Below are 24,099 nucleotides of genomic sequence, written 5' to 3' on the forward strand. Positions count from 1 at the left end.
CAAGTTCCTCTCACAATCGTCATGTGGCCGTAACATCAGGTTCCCCCGATAGGCTCCCCGGATGGCTCGCCGCACCCCTGACAAGGACCGTTCGACGGTCGCCCGCCACGCGACGCTCCCCGCTCCAGGACCCGCCAGAGGATTCCTGAAGATCGCCGGAATCACGCTGGGTGTCGTGCTGGTCTCCGCGATCGCCGTCGCCGCGTTCGTCGTCACCGACTACTTCAATCGCTTCAACGAGGGCGCTGTCGAACTGGAGGGCGCTCCCGAGGTCGAGCCGCCCTCGATCAGCGCCTACCCCGGCGAGTTCAGCATGCTCATCATCGGCACCGACGAGTGCGGTGCGGTGTCGACGGGCCTGCTGGGCGAGCGCTGCTCCGAGGCCGACGGCGGGATCCTCAACGACGTGAACCTGCTGGTGCACGTGTCTGCGGAACCGCGCAAGGTCACCGCGATCTCGTTTCCGCGCGACCTGATGATCGAGACGCCTGAATGCAACCTGGCTGACGGATCCGTCGCCTCGGCGACGAGCAAGACGCAGATCAATTCGGTCTTCCAGCGCGCCGGCCTGTCCTGCGTGGCGAAGACGGTGACCGCGCTCACGGGCGTCGAGATCCCCTTCGCCGCGAAGATCGACTTCGACGGGGTGATGGAGGTGACCGATGCGATCGGCGGGGTCGAGGTGTGCATCGGCGGCGACGGCATCCGCGACAGGCACACCAACCTCGACTGGGCACCGGGCCCGCGCACCGTCTCCGGCTACGAAGCCCTCCAGTTCATCCGCACGCGGCACGGCGTCGGGGATGAGAGCGACATGGCGAGGGTCTCGAACCAGCAGCAGTACATGTCCCGTCTGGTGAAGAAGATCATGAGCGACGAGGTCCTCACCGACCCCGGCAAGGTGCTCGGGCTCGCCAACACCGTCGTCGACAACATCGACCCGAGCGACCAACTCGCGAACCCGGTCCGTCTCGCACAGCTCGCGCTCTCCATCAAGGACGTGCCGTTCTCGGAGTTCGTCTTCCTGCAGTACCCGGTGTTCGAAGACCCGGATGATTCCGACCGCGTGATCCCCAACCGTGCGGCTGCAGCGACGATCTGGGACGCGCTGGAGGCCGGTCAGTCCGTGCAGCTGACGGGCAAGGCCAGCAACAACGGCGGCGTCGAGCTCGTCGACCCTGCTCCGGGAACCGATCCGCAGACACCGACGACAGAGGCTCCCACCACCGACGACCCGTCGACCGGGACTCCGGCGCCGCGTGCGACACTCGACTCCGCCATCTCAGGTCAGACGGCCGAGCAGGAGACCTGCGCCAACGGCAAGCAGCGCTGAGCACCGATGACCTGCGCGTAGGCTCGTGCCCATGGGCCGGACGAGATCGCGTGACACGGAGCATCCCCAGGCCCGACTGGACCACGGCGGCATCGCGACCATCGTGCCGTCGGAGTTCACCAGCGGCTTCGAACTCGTCGTCGACGGCACCCCGCAATCGCATGTCGACCTCGACGACCCGACCCACCTGCACTTCGAGTACATCGTGCGGATGGGAGCGGTGATCGATCAGCTCGCTCCCGGACCTCTGACCGCCGTGCACCTCGGCGCCGGCGCGCTGACGATCCCCCGCTACATCGATGCGACGCGCCCCGGCTCACGCCAGCAGGTCATCGAACTCGAGGCCCCGCTCGCCCAATTGGTGCGTGAGCATCTCCCCCTGCCGAAGGGCGCGCCGATCCGGATCAGGATCGGCGATGCCCGTGAAGGCGTCGGCCGACTGCCGAGCGCGCTGCAAGGGTCGTGCGACCTCGTCGTCTCCGACGTCTACTCAGGGGCGCAGACGCCCGCACACCTCACCAGCGTCGAGTTCTACCGTGAGCTCGCCGAACTGCTCGGGCCGGGTGGCGTGCTGCTGGTCAACGTCGCAGACGGGCCAGGACTCGCGTTCGCCCGGCGCCAGGCCGCGACGATCGCGGAGGTGCTCCCCGAGATCGGCGTCCTCGCCGATACCCAGGTGCTCAAGGGCCGGCGGTTCGGGAACCTCGTGGTCGCGGCATCCGCCTCTCCCCTGCCGACCGAATGGCTGCCGCGGATGTTGGCCGCGGGGCCCCACCCCGCGAAGATCGCGCAGGGCGCTGAGGCCGAAGCCTTCATCCAGGGCGCACGGATCGTCACGGACGCGGATGCCGTCGCCTCACCGCGACCGGACGCGTCGCTGTTCCTGCGCTGAACCCGCCTGGCGCGGTCGCATCGACGTCGCAGGCGACACCGTCGGCGGCCGACACGCGTGGGCTGCGGCGTGTCGAAGACCGTCTGCGGTGACCAGGGCGCGCCGCCCCGACGACGCTGCGACCGGAAGGCAGACTGGATGGGCACGCTGCGGAAGGAGAGCAATGAGTTTCATCCGGGGATACGACCAGGAGACCCTCCGCGAAGAGGTCGATCTCGACGAATGCGCGACGCGTCTCGCAGAGATCGAGTCGCAGCGGAGTCTGCCCGCTCTGCTGGAGCGCGTATGGCTGCTCAAGGTGCTCGATCGGCTCGACGAGTCGCTCGCACTGGCAGACGAGACGGTGCGTCAGGCACGCATGGCCGGGACCCGCAAAGACGTCCTGCGTGCACGCGTGCTGCATGCGACCGTCCTGCAGTACCGCGGTGCGCACGCCGCCGCCGAGCAGGAGTTGGCGACCTGTGCGACCGAGGCCGAGGGCCAGCGGTGGGCGTCGATCGCGGCTTTCGCGTATCAGCACCACGGCAAGAACGCCTATGACGCCGGCGACTACGAGACGGCACGAGAAAGCTTCAAGCAATCGCTGTTCCTGCGTCGCGAGTCCGGTGCCGAGGACAGCGAACTCGAGACCGCGCTGCTCGCGATCGAGGCGGCTGAACGCCGCCGCCCGCCGCAGCTCATCGCCGGCTGAGCCTGTCGGCGGGCGGGATGTCGGTCGTAGGGATTAGCCTTGGCGCATGGCGGAACTTGACCGTGTGCGCGTCTGGGGCGAGGCACTGATCACACTGCATCTCGACGACAGCTGGTCGTTCGGATTCGACCATGCCAAACGTCGGGCCGGGCAGTGCGACTACACGAAGAAGCGCATCACGGTGTCGCGCTATCTCGCAGCTCGCTTCGACGACGACGAGATCCATCAGGTCCTGCTGCACGAGGTGGCACACGCTCTCGCCGGGCACAAGGCAGCGCACGGCCCGGCTTGGAAGCGCGTCGCCCGAGACCTCGGCTACGTCGGCGGCACGACGCACCACGGCGAGACCGCCGTCGAACTCGCCCCCTGGGTGGGCAACTGCCCTGCCGGGCACGTGACCTATCGGCATCGCCGGCCGACGAGAGCAACCTCGTGCGCACGCTGCTCACGTACGTTCGATTCGAGGCACCTGTTCGCGTGGACACGCCGAGAGATCTCGACCGACGCGCGCCTCTCGGCGCAGATGCCGCGCTGATCCCGGCTCAGCCGATCGAGTCGTCGAGCCCTTCCGGGTCGTGGGCCGCAGCCGCTTCATGGGTTCCGGCGGATCGACGTCGTCGCAGCAGCGCCGCGATCGCGCGCCAGCCGACCAGGAAGACCCCGAGCACGAGGGTCGCCACGATGATGAACGGCACCTCCGCCGTGTCGCCGCTGAGTACGCGGATGAGCATTCCCCCCGCGACCGTCACGACCCAGACCACAGCTCCCCACAGCAGAGACCATGGTCGTCGGGGCCGACCCGGAAGCAGGGCAGCGACCAGGTGACCGACGACCAACGCGATCAGGAAGGGCCACGCGGTGAGCAGGAACCCGGCGGGGTTCTCGTCATGCGAGGCGCGACCGATCGCGGCGAAGATCAGCACGAGCACGACGTCGACGATGACAGCGGGGAGGTACCTCATGCCACGACCCTACGTGCCCGGAGCCGCAGCCACGCCTCCCCCGCGGCATCCGGCGGATATCGACGTCTCGAACGGGCTCGGTCGCTGATCGCTCAGTCGAAGCGAACGAATGAGCCGTCGCGCAGCACCGGGACGACGTCGACGGCGTCGACCGCAGCGGCATCCTTCACCTCTGTCGGCACCAGGCCCGCTGCCTCGATGCGGGCGGTCGCCGCGACACCATCGGCGAGTTCACGGCCGGATCCACTCGCACCGACCATATGCCGCAGCGCGCTGCGAAGGGCACGGAAGCCCTCGGCGGCCACAGCGGCGTCCGGGGCCGTGTGATCGATTCCCCTGTCCGAAAGAGCCGACACGATCGCACCGGCTCCGAGCTGGTCTTCGACCGCGAACCGCAGCGCGCCTGCGTCATCGAGCTCTCCTGCCGCGATGACCGCGACCGCGGTTCGTGCCTGTCGACGCTCCTGGATCGTCTGCACCACCCGCGCGACGGCCGAGGCGTTGCGGAGGCCGCCGACGAGCACGATGGCTTCCGCCGAGGCCGCGGCAGCCACGGCCGCACCGTTGCGCGACCAGGTCTCCGCCTCGCTCAGCACGACCTCGACACCGGATGCTGTGGCATCGATCACCGTGGAGGAGAAGCGCAGCACGTCCACGACCACGACGACGTCGACGGGGGCGAGACGGGCAAGACCCGCCGTGCCCCAGTCGAGGCGGACCTGATACGTGGACTGATCGAACGGCGAGGGCACCCGACCAGCCTAGAGGCGTCAGTCCGCCGCGAGCGCCTCGACGGGGGCCACCCTCGTGGCCAGCCGCGTGGGCGTCGCCGCTGCGACCAGAGTGAGGACGGCTGTCGCGACGACGATGATCGCCACCGGGATCCACGGGATCTGCGGGGCGACGAGCCCGGCCGGAGTGAAGTCAGGCAGGGTCGGCACCGAGCCGAGGAGCGACTGCGCCGCGACCCAGCCGTACACGACACCCAGCACGAGCCCGGTCAGTGTCGCCGCCACCGTGATGTGCGTGGCCTCGAGCAGCACCATCCGGCGCACCTGGCGGTTCGACAGGCCGATCGACCGCAGCAGCCCCAGCTCGCGGCGACGCTGTACGACCCCGATCGTGAGCAGGTTGACGAGACCGACCGCCGCGATCACGGCGGAGACGGCGACCAGCACCATCATGACCGCCGCGAAGGCGTCGAACGGGGCGAAGAACTCCTCCGGCACCTCTCCCGTGGACTGGCTCATCATCAGGCCCTTGGCAGATTCGAGTGCCACGGCGAACATCGTCACCAGCGTCACGCCCATCACCACGCCGATCGCCATCCTGGATGATCGCTCCGGGTAGCGCAGCGCGTTCTCGGCGGCGAGCCGCGCGGTGGCGCTCGACCCGAACATCCGCCCGACCAGGCGCAGCACCGGCGGCATGAACAGCACGGATCCGAGGGCGAGCCCCGTGAACGAGAGCACGCCTCCGACGAAGGCCACCACCACACCGAGCGGCGTCATGAGCCCGACCAAAACGCCTCCGACGAGAAGCACCGCACCGGCGATCAGCAGTACCCAGGCGCCGATGTGCCGCCCCTGCTTGCCGGAGACCTCGTCGTGCGTGCGCTCGACCGATCCACCCAGCGCCTGCAGCGGGGTCACCGAGAGCACGCGGCGGGAGCCGGCCCACGCTGCAGCCCAGGTGGTGAGCGCCACCCCGACCGCCGGCAGCACGACGAACGGCTGCGCGAGCGAGAAGCTCGATGGCGCGTTGTCGATCAGCTGCGCCCCGATCTGCACGCCGAGCGCCGCAAGCCCGAGGCCGGCGAGCACACCGATGACCGCCCCGAGGAGCCCCACGACGAGTCCCTGCTTTCCGACCTCGGCCCGCTGCGAGCGTGCCGTCGCCCCGATCAGTCGCATGAGCGCGATCTGGCGGGTGCGCCCGGCGATGATCGTGGAGAAGGTGTTCGCGGTGACGATCGCCGCGACGTACATCGCGACCACAGTCAGGAGCACCGACAGCAGCGCGACGACGAAGGCCAATGTGCCGCTGTCGCCGATGAAGGGGTCAGCTTGCAGCACCGCTCCGATGTACGCCGTGATCTCGACCAGGAGCACGCCGAACCCGGCCGACAGCGCGGCGACCAGGATGCTGGCGCCCATCCCGCGATCACGCAGCCACCCCAGGCGAGGTCCGGTCGCCCGAGTCTCGGGAACGACCGTGGCGATGGCGGTCATGCTGCCACCTCTGCGGCGAGCATGTAGGCCGAGATCTCCTCGGCGCTCTGGCGCGGATGGTCGGCGACGATGCGTCCATCGCCGAGGTAGAGCACGCGATCAGCGTGGCTTGCGGCGATCGCGTCGTGCGTGACCATCGCGATGGACTGACCGTGTTCCCTGCTCGCGGTGGCGAGCAGACGCAGCACCTCGCGGCCGGTCTTGGAGTCGAGGTTGCCGGTGGGCTCGTCCGCGAAAACGAGATCCGGAGCGGTGGCGAGGGCGCGGGCGATCGCCACACGCTGCTGCTGCCCGCCGGACAGCTGATGCGGGCGGTGGTTCAGGCGCGAGCCGAGTCCGAGCGACTCGATGAGCCCGTCGATGCGCGCACGCTCGATCGCACTCGGGCGGCGGCCGTCGAGCTCGAACGGAAGCATGATGTTGCCGAGAGCATCGAGCGTGGGAACGAGGTTGAATGCCTGGAAGATGAACCCGATGCGACGTCGCCTCAAGATCGTGAGGTCGATGTCGCCGAGACCGGTGATGTCGGTGTCGCCGATCCACACCCGTCCTTCGCTGGGGCTGTCGAGGCCCGCCATGATGTGCATCAGGGTGGACTTGCCGGATCCGGACGGCCCCATGATCGCGGTGAACTGTCCGCGACGGATTCCCACGCTGACATCGTCGAGGGCGCGCACGGTGCTTTCACCCGAGCCGTAGGTCTTCTTCAGGTGCTGGACGCGGGCGGCGAGCCCCAGGTCGGTTGTCGTGATCTCCATGACTCCGACGCTATTTCCGCCGCCCCTCGCCGGTCATCGCCCGAGGGAATCATCCGCGTACATCGCAAGGATGATCTGCTCAACGCCTCGCAGAGGCTCGATGCTCAGGCGAGGCCGTGCTCGAACGCGAAGACCACCAGCTGCACGCGATCGCGCAGCGTGAGCTTGCTGAGGATGCGGCTGATGTGCGTCTTCACCGTCGCCTCGCTCAAGTACTCGCGCCCGGCGATCTCTGCGTTCGAGAGTCCGCGGGCAGCGAGCGCGAAGATCTCCCGCTCACGGTCGGTGAGATCGGCGTACTGCGGCGGAACCGGCTTCGGTGCCTCGGCGAAGTGCTCGAACAGGTCGCGGGTGGCCGAGGCTGCGATCACGCTCGACCCCGAATGCACCGTGCGGATCGCGGCGAGCAGGAACTCCGGGTCGGCGTCCTTGAGGAGGAAGCCGCTCGCTCCCTGGCGGATGGCGCGCGCCGCTGCCTCGTCGAGGTCGAACGTCGTGAGCATGACGATGCGCGGCGGTTCCGGTCGCGCCAAGATCTCCGCGGTCGCGGTGAGCCCATCCATGACCGGCATCCGGATGTCCATGAGCACCACGTCAGGGCGCGTCGTGCGCACGACCTCGAGCGCCTCCTTGCCGTCGCCGGCTTCTCCGACCACATCGAGATCGGGCTGCGAAGCCACGAGCATCCGGATGCCGGCGCGGAAGAGTGCCTGGTCGTCGACGAGCACGACTCTGATCATTCCGAGACTCCGATCGGGAGCGTGGCGTGGACGACGAACTGTGCCCCTCGACGCTCGGCTTGCAGACTACCGCCGACGAGTTGCGCACGCTCTCGCATCCCGATGACTCCGTGTCCACCGGGTGCGACCGACACATCTCGTGCGACCGTGTTGCGCACGTCGACGTCGACGCGATCACGCAGCCAGGCGAGGTGCACGTCGACCGCGCCGTCGCCGTGTCGGATCGCATTCGTGAGGGCCTCCTGAAGGATGCGGTAGACCGCGAGCTGGATGGCTGCGGGGGGCTCTCCCGGCGGCATCGGGTCTACCGTGACCCGCGGTTCGATGCCCGCCTGTCGCACCTGCGCGAACAGCGCTTCGAGGTCGGCGAGAGTGGGCTGCGGCCCTTGGCCCTGTCGGTGCCGGAGCTGCGTAAGCAGCATCCGCACATCGCTCAGCGCCCCGCGTGCCGTCTGCGCGATCGTGCCGAGCGCTTCGGTCGCGACGTCCGGATTCACCGCCGCGGCGTACCGAGCGCCATCGGCTTGGGCGATCACGACCGCCAGGGAATGGGCGACGACGTCGTGCATGTCGCGCGCGATGCGCACCCGCTCCTGCTCCTCCGCGGCGAGGGACTCGGCCTGCAGCTGCGCCGCTCTGGTGCCGCGAGCACGCAGCACCACCCGCCAGAGCAGCCCGCACACCCACGCGAAACCGAGCGCCATCACCGAGACGATGAGGAGGAGCGTGCCCGCCGTGACCTTCTCCCACCCGGTGCCGGTGCCGAAGGCGACGCCGTTCACGATCACCATGAACACGGCAGCGACGAGCCCGCCGAAGAGCGCGGAGCCGAATCCCCACCAGAGCACGCGCCTCGTGCCCCAGGCAGAGGTGGCGTACAGCACCAACAAGATCGCGAAATCGATCGGCAAGGGCCCGAATCCGGCCAGCATCTGCAGCACTGCACCGGCCCACGCCGCGGCGAGCGCCCATCCCGGGGCGAGCCGGCCGATGGCGACACCTGCGGACATCAGCACGCTCGCGAAGACGACGAGCGCGATCGAGATTCCTCCGATCGGCGTGTCCGTGGTGCCGTAGAAGACGATCGATATCGGCGCCAGGACGACTAAGAGCAGCGCCGCCCCGACGATGTCGAGGGTCAGCGCCGTGCGGGAGAGCGGGCGGATCACTCCCCCACGCTACGCGAGGGCTCCGCAGCAGGCATCCCTCGCAGGATGTATCCCTGCCCGCTCAGGCGCGGGCGAGGATCTCGCCGTGCGGCACCAGATACCAGCCGTCACCGTCGTCGGCCCAGCGCTTCCAGGCGTCACTGATCTCCTGCAGATCGGCACCGGTCGCCATGCCACTGTCGACGAGCTGCCGTGCGAGCGCGGACTCGAGGATGCGGTCGGCCCACATCCCGCCCCACCACGCACGCTCCGAGGGAGAGGCGTAGCACCAGGTGGATGCCGTCGCCGTGACGTCTGTGAAACCCGCGGCGCGCGCCCACGACAGCAGCCGTCGTCCGGCATCCGGCTCGCCTCCATTGGCCTGCGCGGCGGCCCGATACAGAGCGAGCCAGCGGTCAAGCGCAGGCAGCACGGGGAACCAGACGAAGCCCGCGTAGTCGGCGTCGCGAGCGGCGACGATCCCGCCGGGCGCGGCGACACGACGCATCTCGCGAAGCGCCTGCACCGGGTCGCCGACGTGCTGGAGCACCTGGTGCGCGTGCACGACGTCGAAGGAATCGTCGGGGAAGCTCAGCGCGTGCACGTCCTCGACCGAGAACGCGAGGTTCGTGAGGCCGCGCTCGGCTGCGAGACCTCGTGAGAGCGCCAGGGCGTCGTCATCGATCTCGGTGGCGGTGACGTGCGCGACGACGCCGGCGAAGTCGACCGTGATGCTGCCGGGGCCGGCCCCCACGTCGAGGAGACGGGTGGTGGCCGTGAGGTGCGGGCGAAGGTACTCGGCGGAGTTCGCGATGTCGCGCACGTTGTGCGACCGGAGGACGGATTCGTGGTGTCCATGCGTGTACGAGGCCATGCGGTTCAGTCTGGCAGAGGGCTCAGCGCAGGTCGGCGACCATGCGGCGGATGGCCTCGCGATCGGGCTTGCCGGAGGACAGGACGTCGAGCTCATCGACCAGGATCAGCCTCGCCGGGCGGGCGTGTCTGCCGAGTTCCTCCTCGACCGCATCGCGAGCGTGCGCGAGCTGCTCGGACTCGCTGCGCCGCAGCACCTCGCCACGGGCCGCGACGATCACGGAGGCCTCGCCCCAGCGCTCGTCGTCCACCCCGACCACCACGGCCTCATGCAGGCCGGCGATCCGGCGGACGGCCCGTTCCACGCGGTCCAGCGAGATGTTGATCCCGCCGGAGACGATCACGTTGTCGGCGCGGCCATGCACCCGCACCACCCCGTCCTCCACGAGACCGAGATCACCGGTGCGGTACCAGCGGATGCCGTGCTCATCGCGGACGAAGGTGCGCGCGGTCAACGAGCCATCACCGAGATATCCCTCCGCGAGCATGGGGCCTGCGATGCGCAGCTCGCCGTCAACCGTGCGCACGCCGACCGTGTCGAGGGGAACGCCGTCGTAGACGCACCCGCCGCTGGTCTCGGTCGAGCCATAGGTGCGCACCAGCCGCGCCCCGAGGTCGGCTGCCCGCTCCCGCAACGGCTCCGGAAGGGACTGGCCGCCGACCAGGATCGCGCGATAGGCCGTCAGCGCGGCGCGGACGGCGGTGTCATCCGCCGCGTCGAGCAGCGTCGCGACCTGCGCGGGTACGAGCGAGGTGTAGAGCTCGGGGATCCCCGCGCCTGCCGACGGCCGCAGCATCGAGAATGTCGCCTCGGCGAACGACAGCGGTGAGAATCGTCCCTCGAGCACAGTCGGCCGGGTATCCGCGAGGATCGAGCGCACGATCACCTGGAGTCCCGCGACGTAGCTCGCCGGAAGCGCGAGCAGCCAGCGTCCACTGCCGATGCGCGCCGCCGTGGCCTCGGCACTCGCCCGCAGAGCCTCGCCGCTCAGCGCCACCCGCTTCGGGATGCCGCTCGATCCGGACGTCGCGATCACGGCAGCGAGTCCGTCTGCTACGTCCTCGGGAGCACCGGTCACCATCCCGAGCCCCAGAGCGGGACCACCGTCGAGCGCACGCTGCAGGGCCTCCCGCAGCAGCACCGGATCTTCGGCATCCGTGGGGATCAGGGCGGTCATGCGCGTCTCCGACTCAGTGGTGCGGCGGGCTCAGTAGTGCCAGGGGAACGATGACCAGTCGGGGTCACGCTTCTCGAGGAACGAGTCGCGGCCCTCGACGGCTTCGTCGGTGCCGTAGGCGAGGCGGGTGGCCTCACCGGCGAAGACCTGCTGGCCGACCAGCCCGTCGTCGACCGCGTTGAAGGCGAACTTCAACATGCGGATCGCCGTCGGCGACTTTGTCAACACGGTGCGCGCCATCTTCAGCGCCTCGTGTTCGAGCTCGGCGTGCGGCACGACCCGGTTCACGGCGCCTGCCTCATAGGCGCGCTGGGCTGAATACTCCTCCGCGAGGAAGAACACCTCGCGGGCGAACTTCTGCCCGGTCTGGCGCGCCATGTACGCCGAGCCGTATCCGGCGTCGAAGCTGCCGACGTCGGCATCGGTCTGCTTGAACTTTCCGTGCTCGGCCGAGGCGATCGTCAGATCGCACACCACGTGCAGCGAGTGCCCGCCGCCCGCCGCCCATCCCGGTACGACCGCGATGACGACCTTGGGCATGAAGCGGATGAGTCGCTGCACCTCGAGGATGTGGAGGCGTCCGACCGCCGCGCGGCTGGCCCCGTCGACGATCCCGGTCTCCGCGTCGGAGTACTTGTACCCGTCACGACCTCGGATGCGCTGGTCGCCACCCGAGCAGAACGCCCAGCCGCCGTCCTTCGGGCTCGGCCCGTTCCCCGTGAGCAGCACCGCACCGATGTGCGCATCCTGTCGGGCGATGTCGAGCGCGCGGTAAAGCTCGTCGACCGTGTGGGGTCGGAACGCGTTGCGCACCTCGGGACGGTTGAACGCGATGCGTGCGACCCCGCCGTCGTGCGAGACGTGCGCGGTGATGTCGGTGTAGTCCTCGGCGCCGGGCGCGAGCACCCATTCGGCCGGGTCGAAGAGATCTGAGACGAATGCGGTGGTCACGGCGTCCAGCCTATTCCTCGGCTCGTCTCGTCGACGGAGGAAGCGCCGCCCCGAAGGGACGGCGCCTCCTCGACCGCCGTCAGCTGCGACGGGCACGGACCGTCTTGATCCAACCGTCGACGATGTCCCACACGACTCCGGCCGCGACGCCGAAGCCCAACAGCACGGCGAGGATGCGGAACACTCCGCCTTCGCCGGCCGATTCGGCCTGCCCCGCAGCGAAGCCCTCTCCGCCTGCTGCGGTGACGTAGGCGAGGAAGTCCGGATTGACGAGTTCGCCGCTCAGCAGCAGCACGAGCACCCACGCGAGGAACGCCAGCGCGAGGATCGTGTTCGCCACAGCCAGGCCCGTGCTCCATCGGCCCTTGCGGTAGAGCACCACGGCGAACACGGCCTCTGCGGCGATCAGCAGGAACAGGACGCCCATACCCCACGGCCACAGCTGCGGGTCGAGGATGGGAAGGCCCTCGCCCTCGACGACCACGTAACCGCGGAAACGGTCCCAGAGCAGTGCGCCGACGGCGATGCCGAGGAAGACCAACGAGGCGATCAGCTCGCTGCGGCCCGCGGCGTTCTGCGTCGGCTCCGGGAGCTGATCGAGATCCCACTGCTCGATCGCCGTCGAGCTGTTGCTGCGCTCCAGGATGACGAACACGAGCGTGGTCCAGAAGCAGATGTGCAGGACGGCGCCTCCGGTCGCGAGGAGCGACGTGGAGATGATCTCGCCCACCGGCGCCCCGGAGATGGTCTGTCCCAGCGCGACGGCGCCGAGCACGCACACGGGCACGATGACCAGCAGCAGCTTGAGCAGTCGCCACCAGGTCAGGTAGAAGCGCGGACCGATGAGGTACAGGGGGCGGTCGGCGTATCCTGCGGCGAGGACGCCCGGATCGCCGAGCTCGGTGAGCACCGCGCGCTCGGCGGCATCCGGCGTCTCCCCTTGGTCGACCCGCGCCTCGATCGCGTCTGCGATGGAGGCTTCGAGCTCGGCGCGGACGTCGTCCTGTGCCTCTGGGCGCAGGCTGCGGATCGTCGCGCTGACGTATCGCTCGGTGAGCGTGGTCGTCGTGGTCATGTCAGATCTCCTCTGTCGTGAGGGATGCGATCGCCGTGGTGAGCGAGCGCCATTCGTCGGTGAGGGTGTCGGCGAGGCGGATGCCGGCATCCGAGGTGCGGTAGAACTTGCGGGGCCGTGCCTCGTCGGTGTTCCACTCGCTCGTGAGGTACTCCTGCTTCTCCAGCCGTCGAAGCAGCGGATACAGCGTGTTGGCGTCGGTCGCGAACCCCTGCCGCTCGAGCTGCTCGAGCAGTCCGTAGCCGTAGCCCGGCGTGCGCAGCAGCTGCAGGCACGCGAGCACGATCGTGCCGCGACGCAGTTCCTGCAGATGCGTGTCGAGGGTCTCGTTCATGTCGATCACATTACTGTGCGTCACACACTATTGTCAATCGCACGTCGATGGTTGACCCGCTGTCCACGTCGGCCGAGACTCTTCGCGCAGACGAGCTGCCGAAGCACCGGGACTGATCGCCCGCGACTCACCCGACCGACGAGCGGCGCTCCGAGGCGCGCACGGAGCAGAATGGGCACATGATCCCGCCGCTCGCAGACCTGCTCGACTCGGCCAGGGTCGTCGCCCTCCCCCTGCACAGCCGCTTCCGCGGCATCGACGTGCGGGAGGCGCTGCTCTTCGAAGGACCGGAGGGATGGGCGGAGTTCTCCCCGTTCCTCGAGTACGAAGACGCGGAGGCCGCCACCTGGCTCGCCGCCGCGATCGACTTCGCCTGGCACGAGCAGCCGACACCGCTGCGCGATCGGATCGGGGTGAACGCGACGATCCCCGCGATCGAGGCCGCACGCGTGCCGGAGCTCCTTGCCCGCTTCCCCGGATGCCGCACGGCGAAGGTCAAGGTCGCAGAACCCGGCCAGACGCTCGCCGACGATGTCGCCCGTGTCCGGGCCGTGCGCGAGGTGATGGGCCCGGAAGGACGCATCCGCATCGACGCGAACGGTGCGTGGAACGTCGACGAGGCCGAGCATGCCGTCCACGCGCTGGGCGAGTGCGACCTGGAGTATGTGGAGCAGCCGTGCGCGACGGTGCCCGAACTCGCCGATCTGCGCATGCGCGTGAAGTACATGGGCATCCCGGTGGCCGCCGATGAGAGCGTGCGCAAGTCGTCCGACCCGCTCGCGGTCGCGCGCGCGGGTGCTGCCGATCTCCTCGTGATCAAGGCGCAGCCGCTGGGCGGCATCACGCACGCCTTGCAGATCGTCACCGCCGCGGGGCTCCCCGTCGTGGTCTCGAGCGCCCTGGACACCGCGATCGGCCTCTCTCAGGGAGCCGCGCTCGCAGCGGCGCTGCCGACGCTGGACTACGACTGCGGGCTCGGCACGGCCTCGCTGTTCCTCGACGACGTGGCCGACCTGCGCCCCGTCGACGGCTCGATCCCGGTCGGGCGCCTGACGCCGGATGCCGAAGCGCTCAGCCGTCTCGCCGCCTCCGACGAGCGCCGCGAATGGTGGCTCGCCCGCCTCGCCCGCTGCCACTACGAGCTGACGGCAGCCACGCACTGAGCCGGACTACGGCGCCGCTGCCACCTCTGCTGCCTGCCGGAACCGCGGGTGCAGCCAGACGAAGAGAGTGACCAGCCCCATGATCACAGCGCCGATGATGATCGGCAGCGCCGGCCACACCCCGTAGAGCGCGGTCCCGAGCGTCGGCGCGACGACGAACGTGAGTCCCGTTGTCGCTCCGATGAGTCCGGCGAGTCCGCCCTGTTCGTCACGGCGCACAAGCAGGGTAGGACCCGCCGTGTAGCCCGGCATCGCGGTGCCGAGGCCCAGCCCGATGAGCAGGATCGCCGCGAACAGAGCCACGGCGCCGAGATCGACGATGAGCAGGCCGAAGCCGACGAGGGCGGTGAGCCCACCGACACGGAGCAGGGTCGGCGGCGTCCATCCGCTCCTCGGAACGATCACGGCCTGAGCCGTGACCATGCCCACCCCGGCTGCGAGGAGCGCCCCACCTGTGACCAGACCGGTCTGCGCCGCGGCGAGGTGCAGCCGGTCCTGGACGATGAACCCGGTGATCACCTGGATGAACCCCAACGCGGTGAACATCCCGAACCCTGCGACCAGGAACGGCCAGACGCGCGTGTCGAACGGACGGACCCTGGCGGGCTTCTCGATCAGCTCCGTGCGGGTCTCCCTGCGGAGCCGAAACGCCACGACACCGAGGCCGGCCAGAAGCAGGAACGGGACCACGATCAACGGGGTGATCAGCCCGAAGGCCGAGAGCACACCACCGACCACGGATCCGGCGATCATCGCGATCCCCTGCACCGCACCGACCCCGGCCATCCCCTTCACGCGCGCCTGCTCGTCGGTGGTCACATCGGCGATGTATGCCTGTGCGGTCGGTGGAACGGCCGCGATCGCCGCGCCGAACCCGATGCCGCGAAGCAGGACGAAGAGGAGGAAGAGCACCGTTCCGCTGATCGCGCCGCTCATCCCCCAGAAGGCGGCGAGCGCGAAGAGTGCCATCGTGACCACCGCCAGCGTGAAGGCGAAGACCAGGACCGGCTTGCGCCCCCACGACTGCGAACGCCGACCCCAGAACTGGCTGGTCAACACGATCATCACCGCGGCGACGCTGATCGTGACGCCGATCTGCCACTCCGCGAGTCCGACCTCGCGGGAGAGTGGCGCAATGATCGGGTTCAACGTCATCTGTGCGAGGTAGGCGAGGAACACCGCCCCGAGCAGGAGCGGCACCTGTGAGCGCGGCGCCCCGTCGACTGTGGGGACGGATGCGGTGTCGGGACTGGTCATCGGGATGTTCCTGTCGTTCTGGTCGATTCGTCATCGTGAGACCGCTCGCCGTCGCCGGCCAGCTCGTGTGCGATCCCTGCGAGTACCACCCGGAGCTTCCCGCGGAACCAGTCGAAGGGATCGGCGGTGATGGCGAGGATCATCTCGTCGTGCACCTGCGCCTCGACGCTGTCCGCCCGCTCTGTGGGCGGTGTCCGCCACTGCTTCTCGAGGACCTCGCGGACCCTGCCGTCCTGAGTGACCATGGGAGCGTCGAGGATCTCGACGCCTCTCCTGCTGTCCGCGGTGAGATCGAACACGAGGTCGACGGCCTGCACTGCGGCGCGAGCGGTGAACCCGCGCTCCACCAGTGCCGTACCCACTCGGTCCGAGAGCATCACGATGGACCACGGCACCACGCCTCTGGTCAGCTCCAGCACGGCACCCGGGTGCTGTTCCCAGACGTGCCAGGCAGCGACGGCCCACCGTTCGAGCAGCGGACGCCACTCCCCGTCCGCGTCGGGCCATTCTGCGGTGCGCAGCACCTGATCCAGCCCGAGCCGCACGAGCTCGTCGCGGTTGCTCGCATGCCGATACAACGTCGCCTGCCCCACACCGAGCTTCTCGGCGACGGCAGCGAAGGTCAGGTCACGGAAGCCCACCTCGATCACGGCGGTCGCGATCGCCGCAGCATCCACCGCCGGCGGTCGCCCGGGGCGTCGACGTGGCAGGGGCTGGTCATCCGGCGCGGTTAGGGTCACCTAACCATGTTATGAGAGTTAACTCTCATAATCAAGGATTCCCTACGTCCCCACCGAGAACCTCGGCGAGATGGCGCGTCGCCAGTGCGGCATCTCGGGCGCCGTGATCACCGTTCGTCCCGAAGATCGTCAGGATCTCCGCATCATGCTCCCCGTCGGCTCCGAACCAGTGCGGCGTCCGCGTATCGAACTCGGCGACCTCGCCCGCCTCGAGCATCACGTCACGATCGCCCACGATGAGCCGGATGCGACCGGCGAGCACGTACATCCAGGAGGCGCCTTCATGCGACGTCAGCTTCGGCTCCGACGCATCTCGGGGCACGATGATCTTCCACGCATGCCTCTCGCCGGGCTGGCGGGTCAGCGCCACCACCGTGCGGCCGTTCACACGGCGCGGACGCAGCCGCACCCGCGGGTCACCCGTCTCGGGCGCACCGACGAGGTCGTCGAGCGACACCCGGTACATCCGCGCGAGCGGCAGGAGCAGCTCGAGGCTCGGACGCCGCTGACCGGTCTCGAGGCGCGACAGCGTGCTCTTCGAGATCCCCGTCCCCGCGGCGACCTCGGCCAACGTCGCTCCTCGGCGAGCGCGCAGCGCCTGCAGTCGCGGACCGACCTGTTCCAGCGTGACTCCGACGACCACGTCCTGCTCATCCATGACCTCATGACACCACGTCCATCCCGGTTTCAGCAACGCGAGTTGCCATTCGAACGCAACGAGTTCGATGCTGAAGACATGACGGAGATCCCCCGCACCGCGTCCCCCCTTCGCTCCGGAACGGCCGGGCTCGCCCTCAGCGTGCTCGTCGCGTCCATCGGGACCAGCGCTGCCAATGTCGCCCTCCCGACGATCGCTCGGGACCTCGACGGGACCTTCGCGCAGACGCAGTGGGTGGCCCTCGCGTATCTGCTGGCGATGACGGCGACGAGCCTCACGGTCGGACACCTGGGAGACCTGCTCGGTCGACGCCGCGTGCTGTGGATCGGCATCGCCGTCTTCACCGTCGCCGCCGGCCTCTGCGCGCTCGCGCCGACGCCGTGGATGCTGATCGCCGCACGCGCCCTGCAGGGCATCGGCGCCGCGGTCATGATGGCACTCCCCCTGGCGCGTGCTCGCGACATGGTCGCCCCGGAACGACTCGGCCGGGTGATGGGCCTGCTCGGCACGACAGCCGCTGTCGGAACCGCTTCCGGTCCCGCGCTCGGTGGCCTGCTGATCTCGGCGGCAGGGTGGCCGACGATCTTCGCCGCCATGGTGCCCCTCGGCCTCCTCGCCGCAGCCCTGACCGGCGCCACCGATCGCGATGCAGACGGCGAGCGCGCCTCTCGTCGCGCATTCGACGTCGGCGGCGTGCTGTTGCTCACAGCAGCGGTGGCCTTCTACACCCTCGGCGTGACCACACCCGGTGCCGAAGGGTCCTGGCCGACATTGCTTCTCCTCGGCGGCGCTGTCGTCACGGTCGCCCTGTTCCTGCTCCGCGAGAGCCGCGCCGCTCACCCCCTGCTGCCACCCGCGCTGCTGCGGAACCGCAGCGTCGGCGTCGGTGCGATCCTCAACCTCATCGTCGGCACGGTCATGATGAGCACGCTCGTGGTCGGCCCCTTCTTCCTCGCGGGCGGACTGCACCTCGCCCCGGCCGCCATCGGCGCGACGATGGCGGCCGGCCCCGTCGCGTCGATCTGTACGGGAGTCATCGCCGGCCGCGCGGTCGACCGGTTCGGCACGCGCCTGATGATCACCTTCGGGCTCACTGCCATGATCATCGGCGCGCTCGCCCTCGCCCTGCTGCCCACGTGGTGGGGTCTGCTCGGATACATCACCGGCACCGTGCTGCTTGCGCCCGGCTACCAGCTGTTCCTCGCCGCGAACAACACCGGGGTCCTGAGCGCGACGCCCACCGAGCGACGAGGTGTGACCTCGGGGCTGCTCGCCCTCTCCCGCAATCTCGGGCTGGTCACCGGCGCCTCCGTGCTCGCGGCGCTCTTCGCCGCGGCCTCCGCTTCACCCGACATCACGACAGCCTCGCCGGAAGCACTCACCTCCGCACTGCGGGCGACATTCCTCGCGACTGCCGCACTCCTGACAGCCGCCGCCGTGCTCTCACTCGCGGCGAACCACGACGGCTCGAAGGCTCGGGAACCGGCGGTACCGACTACGGCTCGATGAGCAGCTGCACCAGACGGCCGAGTTCTTCCCCACCGGAGTGCCGCAGCTGCGCGTCGTCCTGGCCGGCCATCGCCCCTCGCACGGTCATGCCCTCCCAGATGATCATGAGCATGCGCGCCGCGGTCTCCGCCGGCAGGCGCAGACGCAGCAGTCCGGCGGTGACGATGTCATCGACGATCTGGGCGATGCTCGAGACCATCTCGCGTTCCTGTGCGAGATACGCCTCGCCGAACTTCGCATCACGGAGCGCGCGGATGCGGATCTCGCTCAACAGCATCACTCCGAGGCGGTCGTCGCCACCCAGCTCCATGATCTGCTGCACGAGATCGATCGGATCGCATCCTTCGACCAGGGCGCCCGCAGCGGTCAGCTCCTCGACGCGGGTGCGCACGGCGCTCACGCGCACCTCGGAGACGCTGGCGGCGAGCATGAGGAACAGCTCGTCCTTGGACTCGAAGTTCGAATAGAAGGCACCGCGGGTGAAACCGGCGCGCTCACAGACGGCCTCGACCGACGCTCCATCGAGGCCGACCTCGGCGAAGACCTGCGCTGCAGCGTCGAGCAGACGGGCGCGCGTGTTCTCGCGACTGCGGGTTGCTGGTGTCGACATCGAAACCTCCTGACCCTTCACTCTCGCATGATTCACACCCCGCACACAGGCTTGGCCGGGCGGGTCACCTTACGATACATCTATGTATTGGATACACCTGTGTATCCACCTCGTACCCCTCGGAGGAACGCGTGTCCACACTCCTGTCGTCGCTCGGACGCTGGTCCTTCCGGCACCCCTGGCGGGTTCTCGTCTCCTGGCTGCTCGCCCTCGGCATCGCCGGCGCGGGAGCACTCGTCCTGGGAGCGGGAACGGACAACACGTTCTCCATCCCCGGTACGGAGTCGCAGGCGGGGCTCGAGCAGCTCTCCCGCTCGTTCCCGCAGGTGAGCGGCACGAACGCGCAGTTCATCGTGGTCGCCGCCGACGGCGACAAGATCACGGATGACGAGTACCGCGACGACATCGAGGGGGCGGTCGACGAGCTCGGCGACCTCGACGGTGTCCTCGCAGCCACATCGCCGTATGACGAGATGGTCAAGGGCATGATCAACGACGACGACACCGCCGCCATCGTGCGCGTGCAGTTCGACGGCGAATCCACCGACGTCTCGGACACCACGAAGGATGCGCTGCGCTCCGTCGTGAGCGACCTCGACGCAGAGCTCCCCGAAGGCTCGCAGACCTCCCTCGGCGGCGACCTCTTCGCGATCTCCATCCCCGGGGTCACTCTCACCGAGGCGGTCGGACTCCTGATCGCACTCCTGGTGCTCATCGTCACGTTCCGCTCGTTCGTCGTGGCGGGCCTGCCCCTGCTCACCGCGATCCTGGGCGTCGGCATCTCGATGGCGGGCATCTTCACCGCGACCGCGTTCGCCACCGTCTCCTCGACCACCCCGCTGCTGGCGCTCATGTTGGGCCTCGCGGTCGGCATCGACTATGCGCTGTTCATCATGGCGCGACATCAGGATCAAGTGCGCGAAGGCATCGATCCTGAGGAGTCCGCCTCGCGCGCCGTCGGCACCGCAGGTTCCGCCGTCGTGTTCGCCGGTGTCACGGTGCTCATCGCGCTGATCGGCCTCGGCTTCGCGGGCATCCCGTTCCTGACCACGATGGGTATCGCCGCCTCCGCCGCAGTGGCCGTCGCCGTGGCGATCGCCGTCACCCTCACCCCTGCCCTGCTCGGATTCATGAAGGGCAAGGTCGTCGGCCGCCCGAAGAAGGTCAAGGCGCCGAAGACGAAGAAGAACACCGACGGCTCGACCGACGAATCCGCCCCGTCGAAGCCCGCCGCTCCGGTCAAGGGCAGCGCCCGCTGGGTCGGCGGCGTCATGAAGCATCCGGTGCTGGTCTCGATCGCCGTCGTCCTCGGACTCGGGATCGTGGCCGTCCCCGCCCTGAGCCTCGACCTCGCACTGCCGAACGCCGGAGTGCTTCCGAAGGACTCCGAGGCCCGTCAGAACTACGACCTCGTGGGCGAGGAGTTCGGGCCCGGTTTCAACGGCCCGCTGATCCTCACCGGCACGATCGTCACCTCCACCGACCCGCTCACCCTGATGGAAGACCTCGGCGACGCGGTCGCGAAGGTCCCCGGTGTCAAGGAGGTCGCCCTCGCGACCCCGAACGAGACCGCCGACACCGGCATCGTGCAGATCATCCCGGAGACCGCCCCCGACGACCCGGCGACCGCCGACCTCGTGCGAGAGCTGCGCAGCCACCACGACGAATGGCTCGACGAATTCGGCATCGACCTGAAGGTCACCGGGTTCACGGCCGTCGGGATCGACATCTCCGATCAGCTCGGCAATGCGCTCCTGCCGTTCGGCATCTTCGTGATCGGCCTCTCGCTGATCCTGTTGACCATCGTGTTCCGCTCGCTCTGGGTACCGATCACCGCGGCTCTCGGATACCTGCTCTCGATCGTCGCCGCCTTCGGCGTGGTCGGCGCCGTGTTCGAGTGGGGCTGGTTCGCCGACCTCCTGCACGTCGCCAAGGTCGGACCGATCATCAGCTTCATGCCGATCATCCTGATGGGCGTGCTGTTCGGTCTCGCGATGGACTACCAGGTGTTCCTCGTCTCCCGCATGCGAGAGGACTTCGTGCACGACAAGGAATCGACGAGCCCGAACCGTGCGACCAGACGTGCCGCCGCACTCCGCGCCGTGCGCAGTGGCTTCACAGGATCGGCGAAGGTCGTCACCGCGGCCGGACTCATCATGTTCGCGGTGTTCGTCGCGTTCGTCCCCGAAGGCGACTCGTCACTGAAACCGATCGCGCTCGGCCTCGCCGCCGGCATCGCGGTCGACGCCTTCCTGGTGCGGATGACGCTGATCCCCGCGCTCATGGCGATCCTCGGCGAACGCGCCTGGGAGCTCCCCCGCTGGCTGGAGAAGATCCTCCCCCGTGTCGACGTCGAAGGCGAGGCCGTGGAACGCGAACGCCACCTGGCCGCATGGCCGGGCGACGGATCGGTCGTAGCCGCAGACGACCTCGAGATCAGCGCCGATGCGCCCGTCATCGAGGGACTGTCGATGCGCATCCCTGCCGGCGGTGCGGTCATCGCGACCGGCAGCGACCTGCGGACACGCCGGGCTCTCGCCCTCACGGTCGCGGGACGCCTGACCCCCACCGACGGACGCCTCCGCGTCTCGGGCCACCTGCTCCCCGGCCGTGCGGCGTGGGTGCGCTCGCACGTCGGCTGCGTGCTGGTCGACGACGCGGATGCCGCGCTCGATGACCTCGCCGAAGCCCTGCGCGGAAAGTCGCAGATCGTCGTGATCGACGGGATCGATCGCCTGATCGGCGGACAGCGTGACCAGGCGACGGCGATGCTGCGCGATGCCGCGGCCTCCCGCACGCTCGCGGTGTTCGCCACCGCCTCCGATGCCGACTCGGCACGGACCACCCTCGCCGAGGCCGGATGGCCCGACGCACAGACTCTCGACACGCGTGCTCCTCGCCGGAGCGCCGCAGAATCCACCGAGGTGACCGCATGACCCTCCCCATCGAGCGCGCGCGCTCCCGCAAGCCCATCACGTGGCTGACCATCCTCGGCGTGCTGCTGCTGCCGGCGGCGGTCGGCGGCATCCTGGTCGCGGCCCTGCAGAACCCGACCGAGCGTCTGGACTCGATGACCGCGGCCATCGTGAACCTCGACGAGCCGGTGACCATCGACGGACAGCTGACCCCACTCGGACGCCAGCTCGCCTCGGGGCTCGTGGAGGGGTCGGACGACCTCGATTCGAACCTCACATGGGTGATCTCCAACAAGGACGACGCCGCCGACGGGCTCGCCGACGGCTCCTACCAGGCCGTCATCACGATCCCCGAAGAGTTCTCCGCAGCAGCCACGTCAGCCGGCACCGCGATCTCCGACGGCGGCGGCAAGGCCGAGCAGGCCACCATCACCGTGACCACTCCTGATGACGGACTCGTCGCCGACGACCTCATCACGGGTCAGATCGCGGACGTCGCCGCCTCGACCATGGGCACGATGCTGTCGGAGGCGACGACCGAGAACATCCTCGTCGGATTCACCACGATCGGCGACCAGATCGGCGATGCGGCGGACGGCGCGCTCAAGCTCGCGAACGGCGCGCGTGATGCCGCGACCGGAGCCGCCGCGATCCCTGACGGCGCCACGAAGCTGGCATCCGGTGCGGGTGAGCTCGGCGCGGGTGCGTCGTCGCTCGCCTCGGGACTCGACACGATCTCTGGCAAGACCCGTGAGGCCGCGGCCGGTGCGGCGCAGATCGGCTCGGGACTGACCGCCGGCGGAGCGACACTGCAACAGAACGTCGGCGGCACTCAGAAGCTGGTCGAGGCGATCCAGGGCGCATCCGCATCGGCACAATCGGCTGCGAGCGGCTCGGTAGCGCTCGCGCAGCGACTGGGAGGCCTGGCTCAGACAGCATGTACGCCGCCCATCACCGACCAAGCGCAGTGCGACCTGTATTCCTCCCTCGCCGCCGACGCAGGAGCCGTGGCGACGAGCGCAGGCACGGCATCCGGCATCCTCAGCAACGACGATGTCGCCGGTGGCGTCGCCGCGCTTCCCGGCACGTTCAGCACTCTCGCGTCGAGCATGACCCAGGCCGGCGCCGGCGCCACCCAGCTCTCCTCCGGCCTCACCCAGCTGGCCGATCAGGGCATCGGCGCATCCGCCACCGGTGCGCGCGGCCTGGCCTCCGGTGCGACGCAGCTGTCCAGCGGAGCGACCGCTCTCGCCGAAGGCGCCACCGAGCTCACGACCGGGCTTGACACCCTGGCGACCGGCACCGGCGACCTCGCTGGCGGGCTGCGCACGGCATCGGACTCGCTCCCCTCGTTCAGCGACAACGAGTCGAAGTCGATCGCCTCGGTGATCGCCGACCCCGTGTCGTCGAACTCGTCGATGAACACGATCTTCGGCCCGACCGCCATCCCGCTGCTCGCTGCCGTGGTGCTCTGGTTCGGCGGACTCGCGACGTTCGTGGTGATGCGCGCCCACACCGCTCGCACCCTCACCTCTCGACGGTCGTCGGCCACCCTGACGCTGCGAGCCTTCGCGCCCGCCGCACTGATCGGTGCAGGACAGGGTCTGCTGGTGTCACTCATCGTGCAGATCGTGGCGAGCTACGACGCGGGAACCTGGTGGGCGTTCGCGGGCACAGCAGTGCTCGCCGGTGTGGTGTTCGCGGCAGTGAACCAGGCACTCGTCGCCCTGTTCGGCGGCGTCGGACGCTGGATCTCCGCCCTCGTCGGTGTCCTCGCCGTCGCGACCGGCCTGATCTCGACCGTGCCCGGCTGGTTGGCCGGGATCGGCGCCGCCCTTCCGACAGCCCCAGCCTTCGCCGGCCTGATCGCGGGCAGCGGTTCCGCGGTCGCAGCCCTGGTCGTCTGGGGCGTGCTGTCGCTCGTGGCCACGACGCTCGCGGTGACGCTGCGACGCACCACCTCGGCCAAGGCGGTCCTGGCCACAGCCTGACCCGCCCGCCCTCTGCCCTCCAGCCGCCCTGCCAAAGCGGCAGTCCATCCACTTCCGGTCCGGCGCATCGAAGTATATGACGCGCCGGGC

At 69.2% G+C, this 24,099-nt stretch carries 23 protein-coding genes; 8 read left to right on the plus strand and 15 right to left on the minus strand.

Annotated features, from left to right (window positions below):
- Window positions 1–61: 61 nt before the first annotated feature.
- The 4 genes from ACIQTX_RS16375 (at window position 62) to ACIQTX_RS16390 (ending at window position 3,451) form a co-directional block, all read left to right on the plus strand.
- Window positions 62–1,333 (plus strand): LCP family protein, encoded by a 1,272-nt coding sequence (locus tag ACIQTX_RS16375; RefSeq protein WP_402974057.1) that lies wholly within the window; start codon window positions 62–64, stop codon window positions 1,331–1,333.
- Between the two features lie 31 nt (window positions 1,334–1,364).
- Entirely contained in the window at window positions 1,365–2,225 is an 861-nt protein-coding gene (locus ACIQTX_RS16380; RefSeq protein ID WP_402974060.1) for a spermidine synthase, read from the plus strand.
- 163 nt (window positions 2,226–2,388) lie between these two features.
- Window positions 2,389–2,916 carry a hypothetical protein gene (locus ACIQTX_RS16385; RefSeq protein ID WP_105527358.1) on the plus strand — a complete coding sequence of 176 codons (528 nt, stop codon included), beginning with the start codon at window positions 2,389–2,391 and terminating at the stop codon, window positions 2,914–2,916.
- Window positions 2,917–2,962: 46 nt separating this feature from the next.
- Window positions 2,963–3,451: a SprT-like domain-containing protein gene (locus ACIQTX_RS16390; RefSeq protein WP_105527359.1), complete on the plus strand. Its 489-nt coding sequence runs from the start codon at window positions 2,963–2,965 to the stop codon at window positions 3,449–3,451.
- A 7-nt stretch (window positions 3,452–3,458) separates the two neighbouring features.
- On the opposite strand, the gene ACIQTX_RS16395 is transcribed toward ACIQTX_RS16390, so the two are convergent.
- From ACIQTX_RS16395 to ACIQTX_RS16445, 11 genes are all read right to left on the minus strand, one after another.
- On the minus strand, window positions 3,459–3,878 hold the full coding sequence (locus ACIQTX_RS16395; RefSeq protein ID WP_402974063.1) for a DUF3054 domain-containing protein: 420 nt from the start codon (window positions 3,876–3,878) through the stop codon (window positions 3,459–3,461).
- A 92-nt stretch (window positions 3,879–3,970) separates the two neighbouring features.
- On the minus strand, window positions 3,971–4,630 hold the full coding sequence (locus tag ACIQTX_RS16400; RefSeq protein WP_402974066.1) for a 2-phosphosulfolactate phosphatase: 660 nt from the start codon (window positions 4,628–4,630) through the stop codon (window positions 3,971–3,973).
- An 18-nt stretch (window positions 4,631–4,648) separates the two neighbouring features.
- Window positions 4,649–6,109 carry an FtsX-like permease family protein gene (locus ACIQTX_RS16405; protein ID WP_402974069.1) on the minus strand — a complete coding sequence of 487 codons (1,461 nt, stop codon included), beginning with the start codon at window positions 6,107–6,109 and terminating at the stop codon, window positions 4,649–4,651.
- Window positions 6,106–6,867 (minus strand): ABC transporter ATP-binding protein, encoded by a 762-nt coding sequence (locus ACIQTX_RS16410; protein WP_028502198.1) that lies wholly within the window; start codon window positions 6,865–6,867, stop codon window positions 6,106–6,108. Before ACIQTX_RS16410 ends, ACIQTX_RS16405 begins: the two co-directional genes overlap by 4 nt.
- 104 nt (window positions 6,868–6,971) lie before the next feature.
- Window positions 6,972–7,607, minus strand: a complete 636-nt coding sequence (locus tag ACIQTX_RS16415) for a response regulator transcription factor (RefSeq protein ID WP_028502197.1) — start codon at window positions 7,605–7,607, stop codon at window positions 6,972–6,974.
- A complete protein-coding gene (locus ACIQTX_RS16420) occupies window positions 7,604–8,776 on the minus strand; it encodes a sensor histidine kinase (RefSeq protein ID WP_402974073.1) in 1,173 nt (390 codons plus the stop codon). Before ACIQTX_RS16420 ends, ACIQTX_RS16415 begins: the two co-directional genes overlap by 4 nt.
- 61 nt (window positions 8,777–8,837) lie before the next feature.
- Entirely contained in the window at window positions 8,838–9,629 is a 792-nt protein-coding gene (locus tag ACIQTX_RS16425) for a class I SAM-dependent methyltransferase (protein WP_402974076.1), read from the minus strand.
- A gap of 22 nt (window positions 9,630–9,651) precedes the next feature.
- Window positions 9,652–10,806 carry an AMP-binding protein gene (locus ACIQTX_RS16430; protein ID WP_105527366.1) on the minus strand — a complete coding sequence of 385 codons (1,155 nt, stop codon included), beginning with the start codon at window positions 10,804–10,806 and terminating at the stop codon, window positions 9,652–9,654.
- 30 nt (window positions 10,807–10,836) lie between these two features.
- On the minus strand, window positions 10,837–11,757 hold the full coding sequence (locus tag ACIQTX_RS16435) for a 1,4-dihydroxy-2-naphthoyl-CoA synthase (protein WP_402974080.1): 921 nt from the start codon (window positions 11,755–11,757) through the stop codon (window positions 10,837–10,839).
- 79 nt (window positions 11,758–11,836) lie between these two features.
- Entirely contained in the window at window positions 11,837–12,832 is a 996-nt protein-coding gene (locus ACIQTX_RS16440) for a permease prefix domain 1-containing protein (RefSeq protein WP_402974083.1), read from the minus strand.
- Window position 12,833: 1 nt separating this feature from the next.
- The gene (locus tag ACIQTX_RS16445) at window positions 12,834–13,166 is read right to left on the minus strand and encodes a PadR family transcriptional regulator (protein WP_036274178.1); all 333 of its coding nucleotides are present in this window, start codon (window positions 13,164–13,166) and stop codon (window positions 12,834–12,836) included.
- Window positions 13,167–13,345: 179 nt separating this feature from the next.
- Here ACIQTX_RS16445 and ACIQTX_RS16450 point away from each other — a divergent pair, with 179 nt between their 5' ends.
- Entirely contained in the window at window positions 13,346–14,329 is a 984-nt protein-coding gene (locus ACIQTX_RS16450; RefSeq protein ID WP_402974086.1) for an o-succinylbenzoate synthase, read from the plus strand.
- 6 nt (window positions 14,330–14,335) lie between these two features.
- Here ACIQTX_RS16450 and ACIQTX_RS16455 read toward each other — a convergent pair whose 3' ends face one another.
- The 3 genes from ACIQTX_RS16455 to ACIQTX_RS16465 are packed head-to-tail and all read right to left on the minus strand — an operon-like array spanning window position 14,336 to window position 16,984.
- The gene (locus ACIQTX_RS16455; protein WP_402974088.1) at window positions 14,336–15,586 is read right to left on the minus strand and encodes an MFS transporter; all 1,251 of its coding nucleotides are present in this window, start codon (window positions 15,584–15,586) and stop codon (window positions 14,336–14,338) included.
- Window positions 15,583–16,326 (minus strand): TetR/AcrR family transcriptional regulator, encoded by a 744-nt coding sequence (locus tag ACIQTX_RS16460; protein WP_402974090.1) that lies wholly within the window; start codon window positions 16,324–16,326, stop codon window positions 15,583–15,585. The genes ACIQTX_RS16455 and ACIQTX_RS16460 overlap by 4 nt, the downstream gene beginning before the upstream one ends.
- A gap of 31 nt (window positions 16,327–16,357) precedes the next feature.
- Entirely contained in the window at window positions 16,358–16,984 is a 627-nt protein-coding gene (locus ACIQTX_RS16465; protein WP_402974092.1) for a helix-turn-helix domain-containing protein, read from the minus strand.
- Between the two features lie 78 nt (window positions 16,985–17,062).
- On the opposite strand from ACIQTX_RS16465, the gene ACIQTX_RS16470 reads away from it, so the two are divergent.
- Window positions 17,063–18,493, plus strand: coding sequence for an MFS transporter (locus tag ACIQTX_RS16470; RefSeq protein ID WP_402974094.1), 1,431 nt, complete (start codon window positions 17,063–17,065; stop codon window positions 18,491–18,493).
- On the opposite strand, the gene ACIQTX_RS16475 is transcribed toward ACIQTX_RS16470, so the two are convergent.
- On the minus strand, window positions 18,480–19,103 hold the full coding sequence (locus ACIQTX_RS16475; protein ID WP_028502189.1) for a TetR/AcrR family transcriptional regulator: 624 nt from the start codon (window positions 19,101–19,103) through the stop codon (window positions 18,480–18,482). The genes ACIQTX_RS16470 and ACIQTX_RS16475 overlap by 14 nt on opposite strands.
- A 131-nt stretch (window positions 19,104–19,234) precedes the next feature.
- Here ACIQTX_RS16475 and ACIQTX_RS16480 point away from each other — a divergent pair, with 131 nt between their 5' ends.
- Together ACIQTX_RS16480 and ACIQTX_RS16485 are read left to right on the plus strand one after the other, a co-directional pair.
- The gene (locus ACIQTX_RS16480) at window positions 19,235–22,039 is read left to right on the plus strand and encodes an MMPL family transporter (protein WP_402974096.1); all 2,805 of its coding nucleotides are present in this window, start codon (window positions 19,235–19,237) and stop codon (window positions 22,037–22,039) included.
- Window positions 22,036–24,009 (plus strand): YhgE/Pip family protein, encoded by a 1,974-nt coding sequence (locus tag ACIQTX_RS16485; RefSeq protein WP_402974099.1) that lies wholly within the window; start codon window positions 22,036–22,038, stop codon window positions 24,007–24,009. Before ACIQTX_RS16480 ends, ACIQTX_RS16485 begins: the two co-directional genes overlap by 4 nt.
- Window positions 24,010–24,099 lie beyond the last annotated feature (90 nt).

Origin of the sequence: Microbacterium sp. NPDC090281, assembly GCF_044769635.1 — a bacterium.
GTDB lineage: Bacteria > Actinomycetota > Actinomycetes > Actinomycetales > Microbacteriaceae > Microbacterium.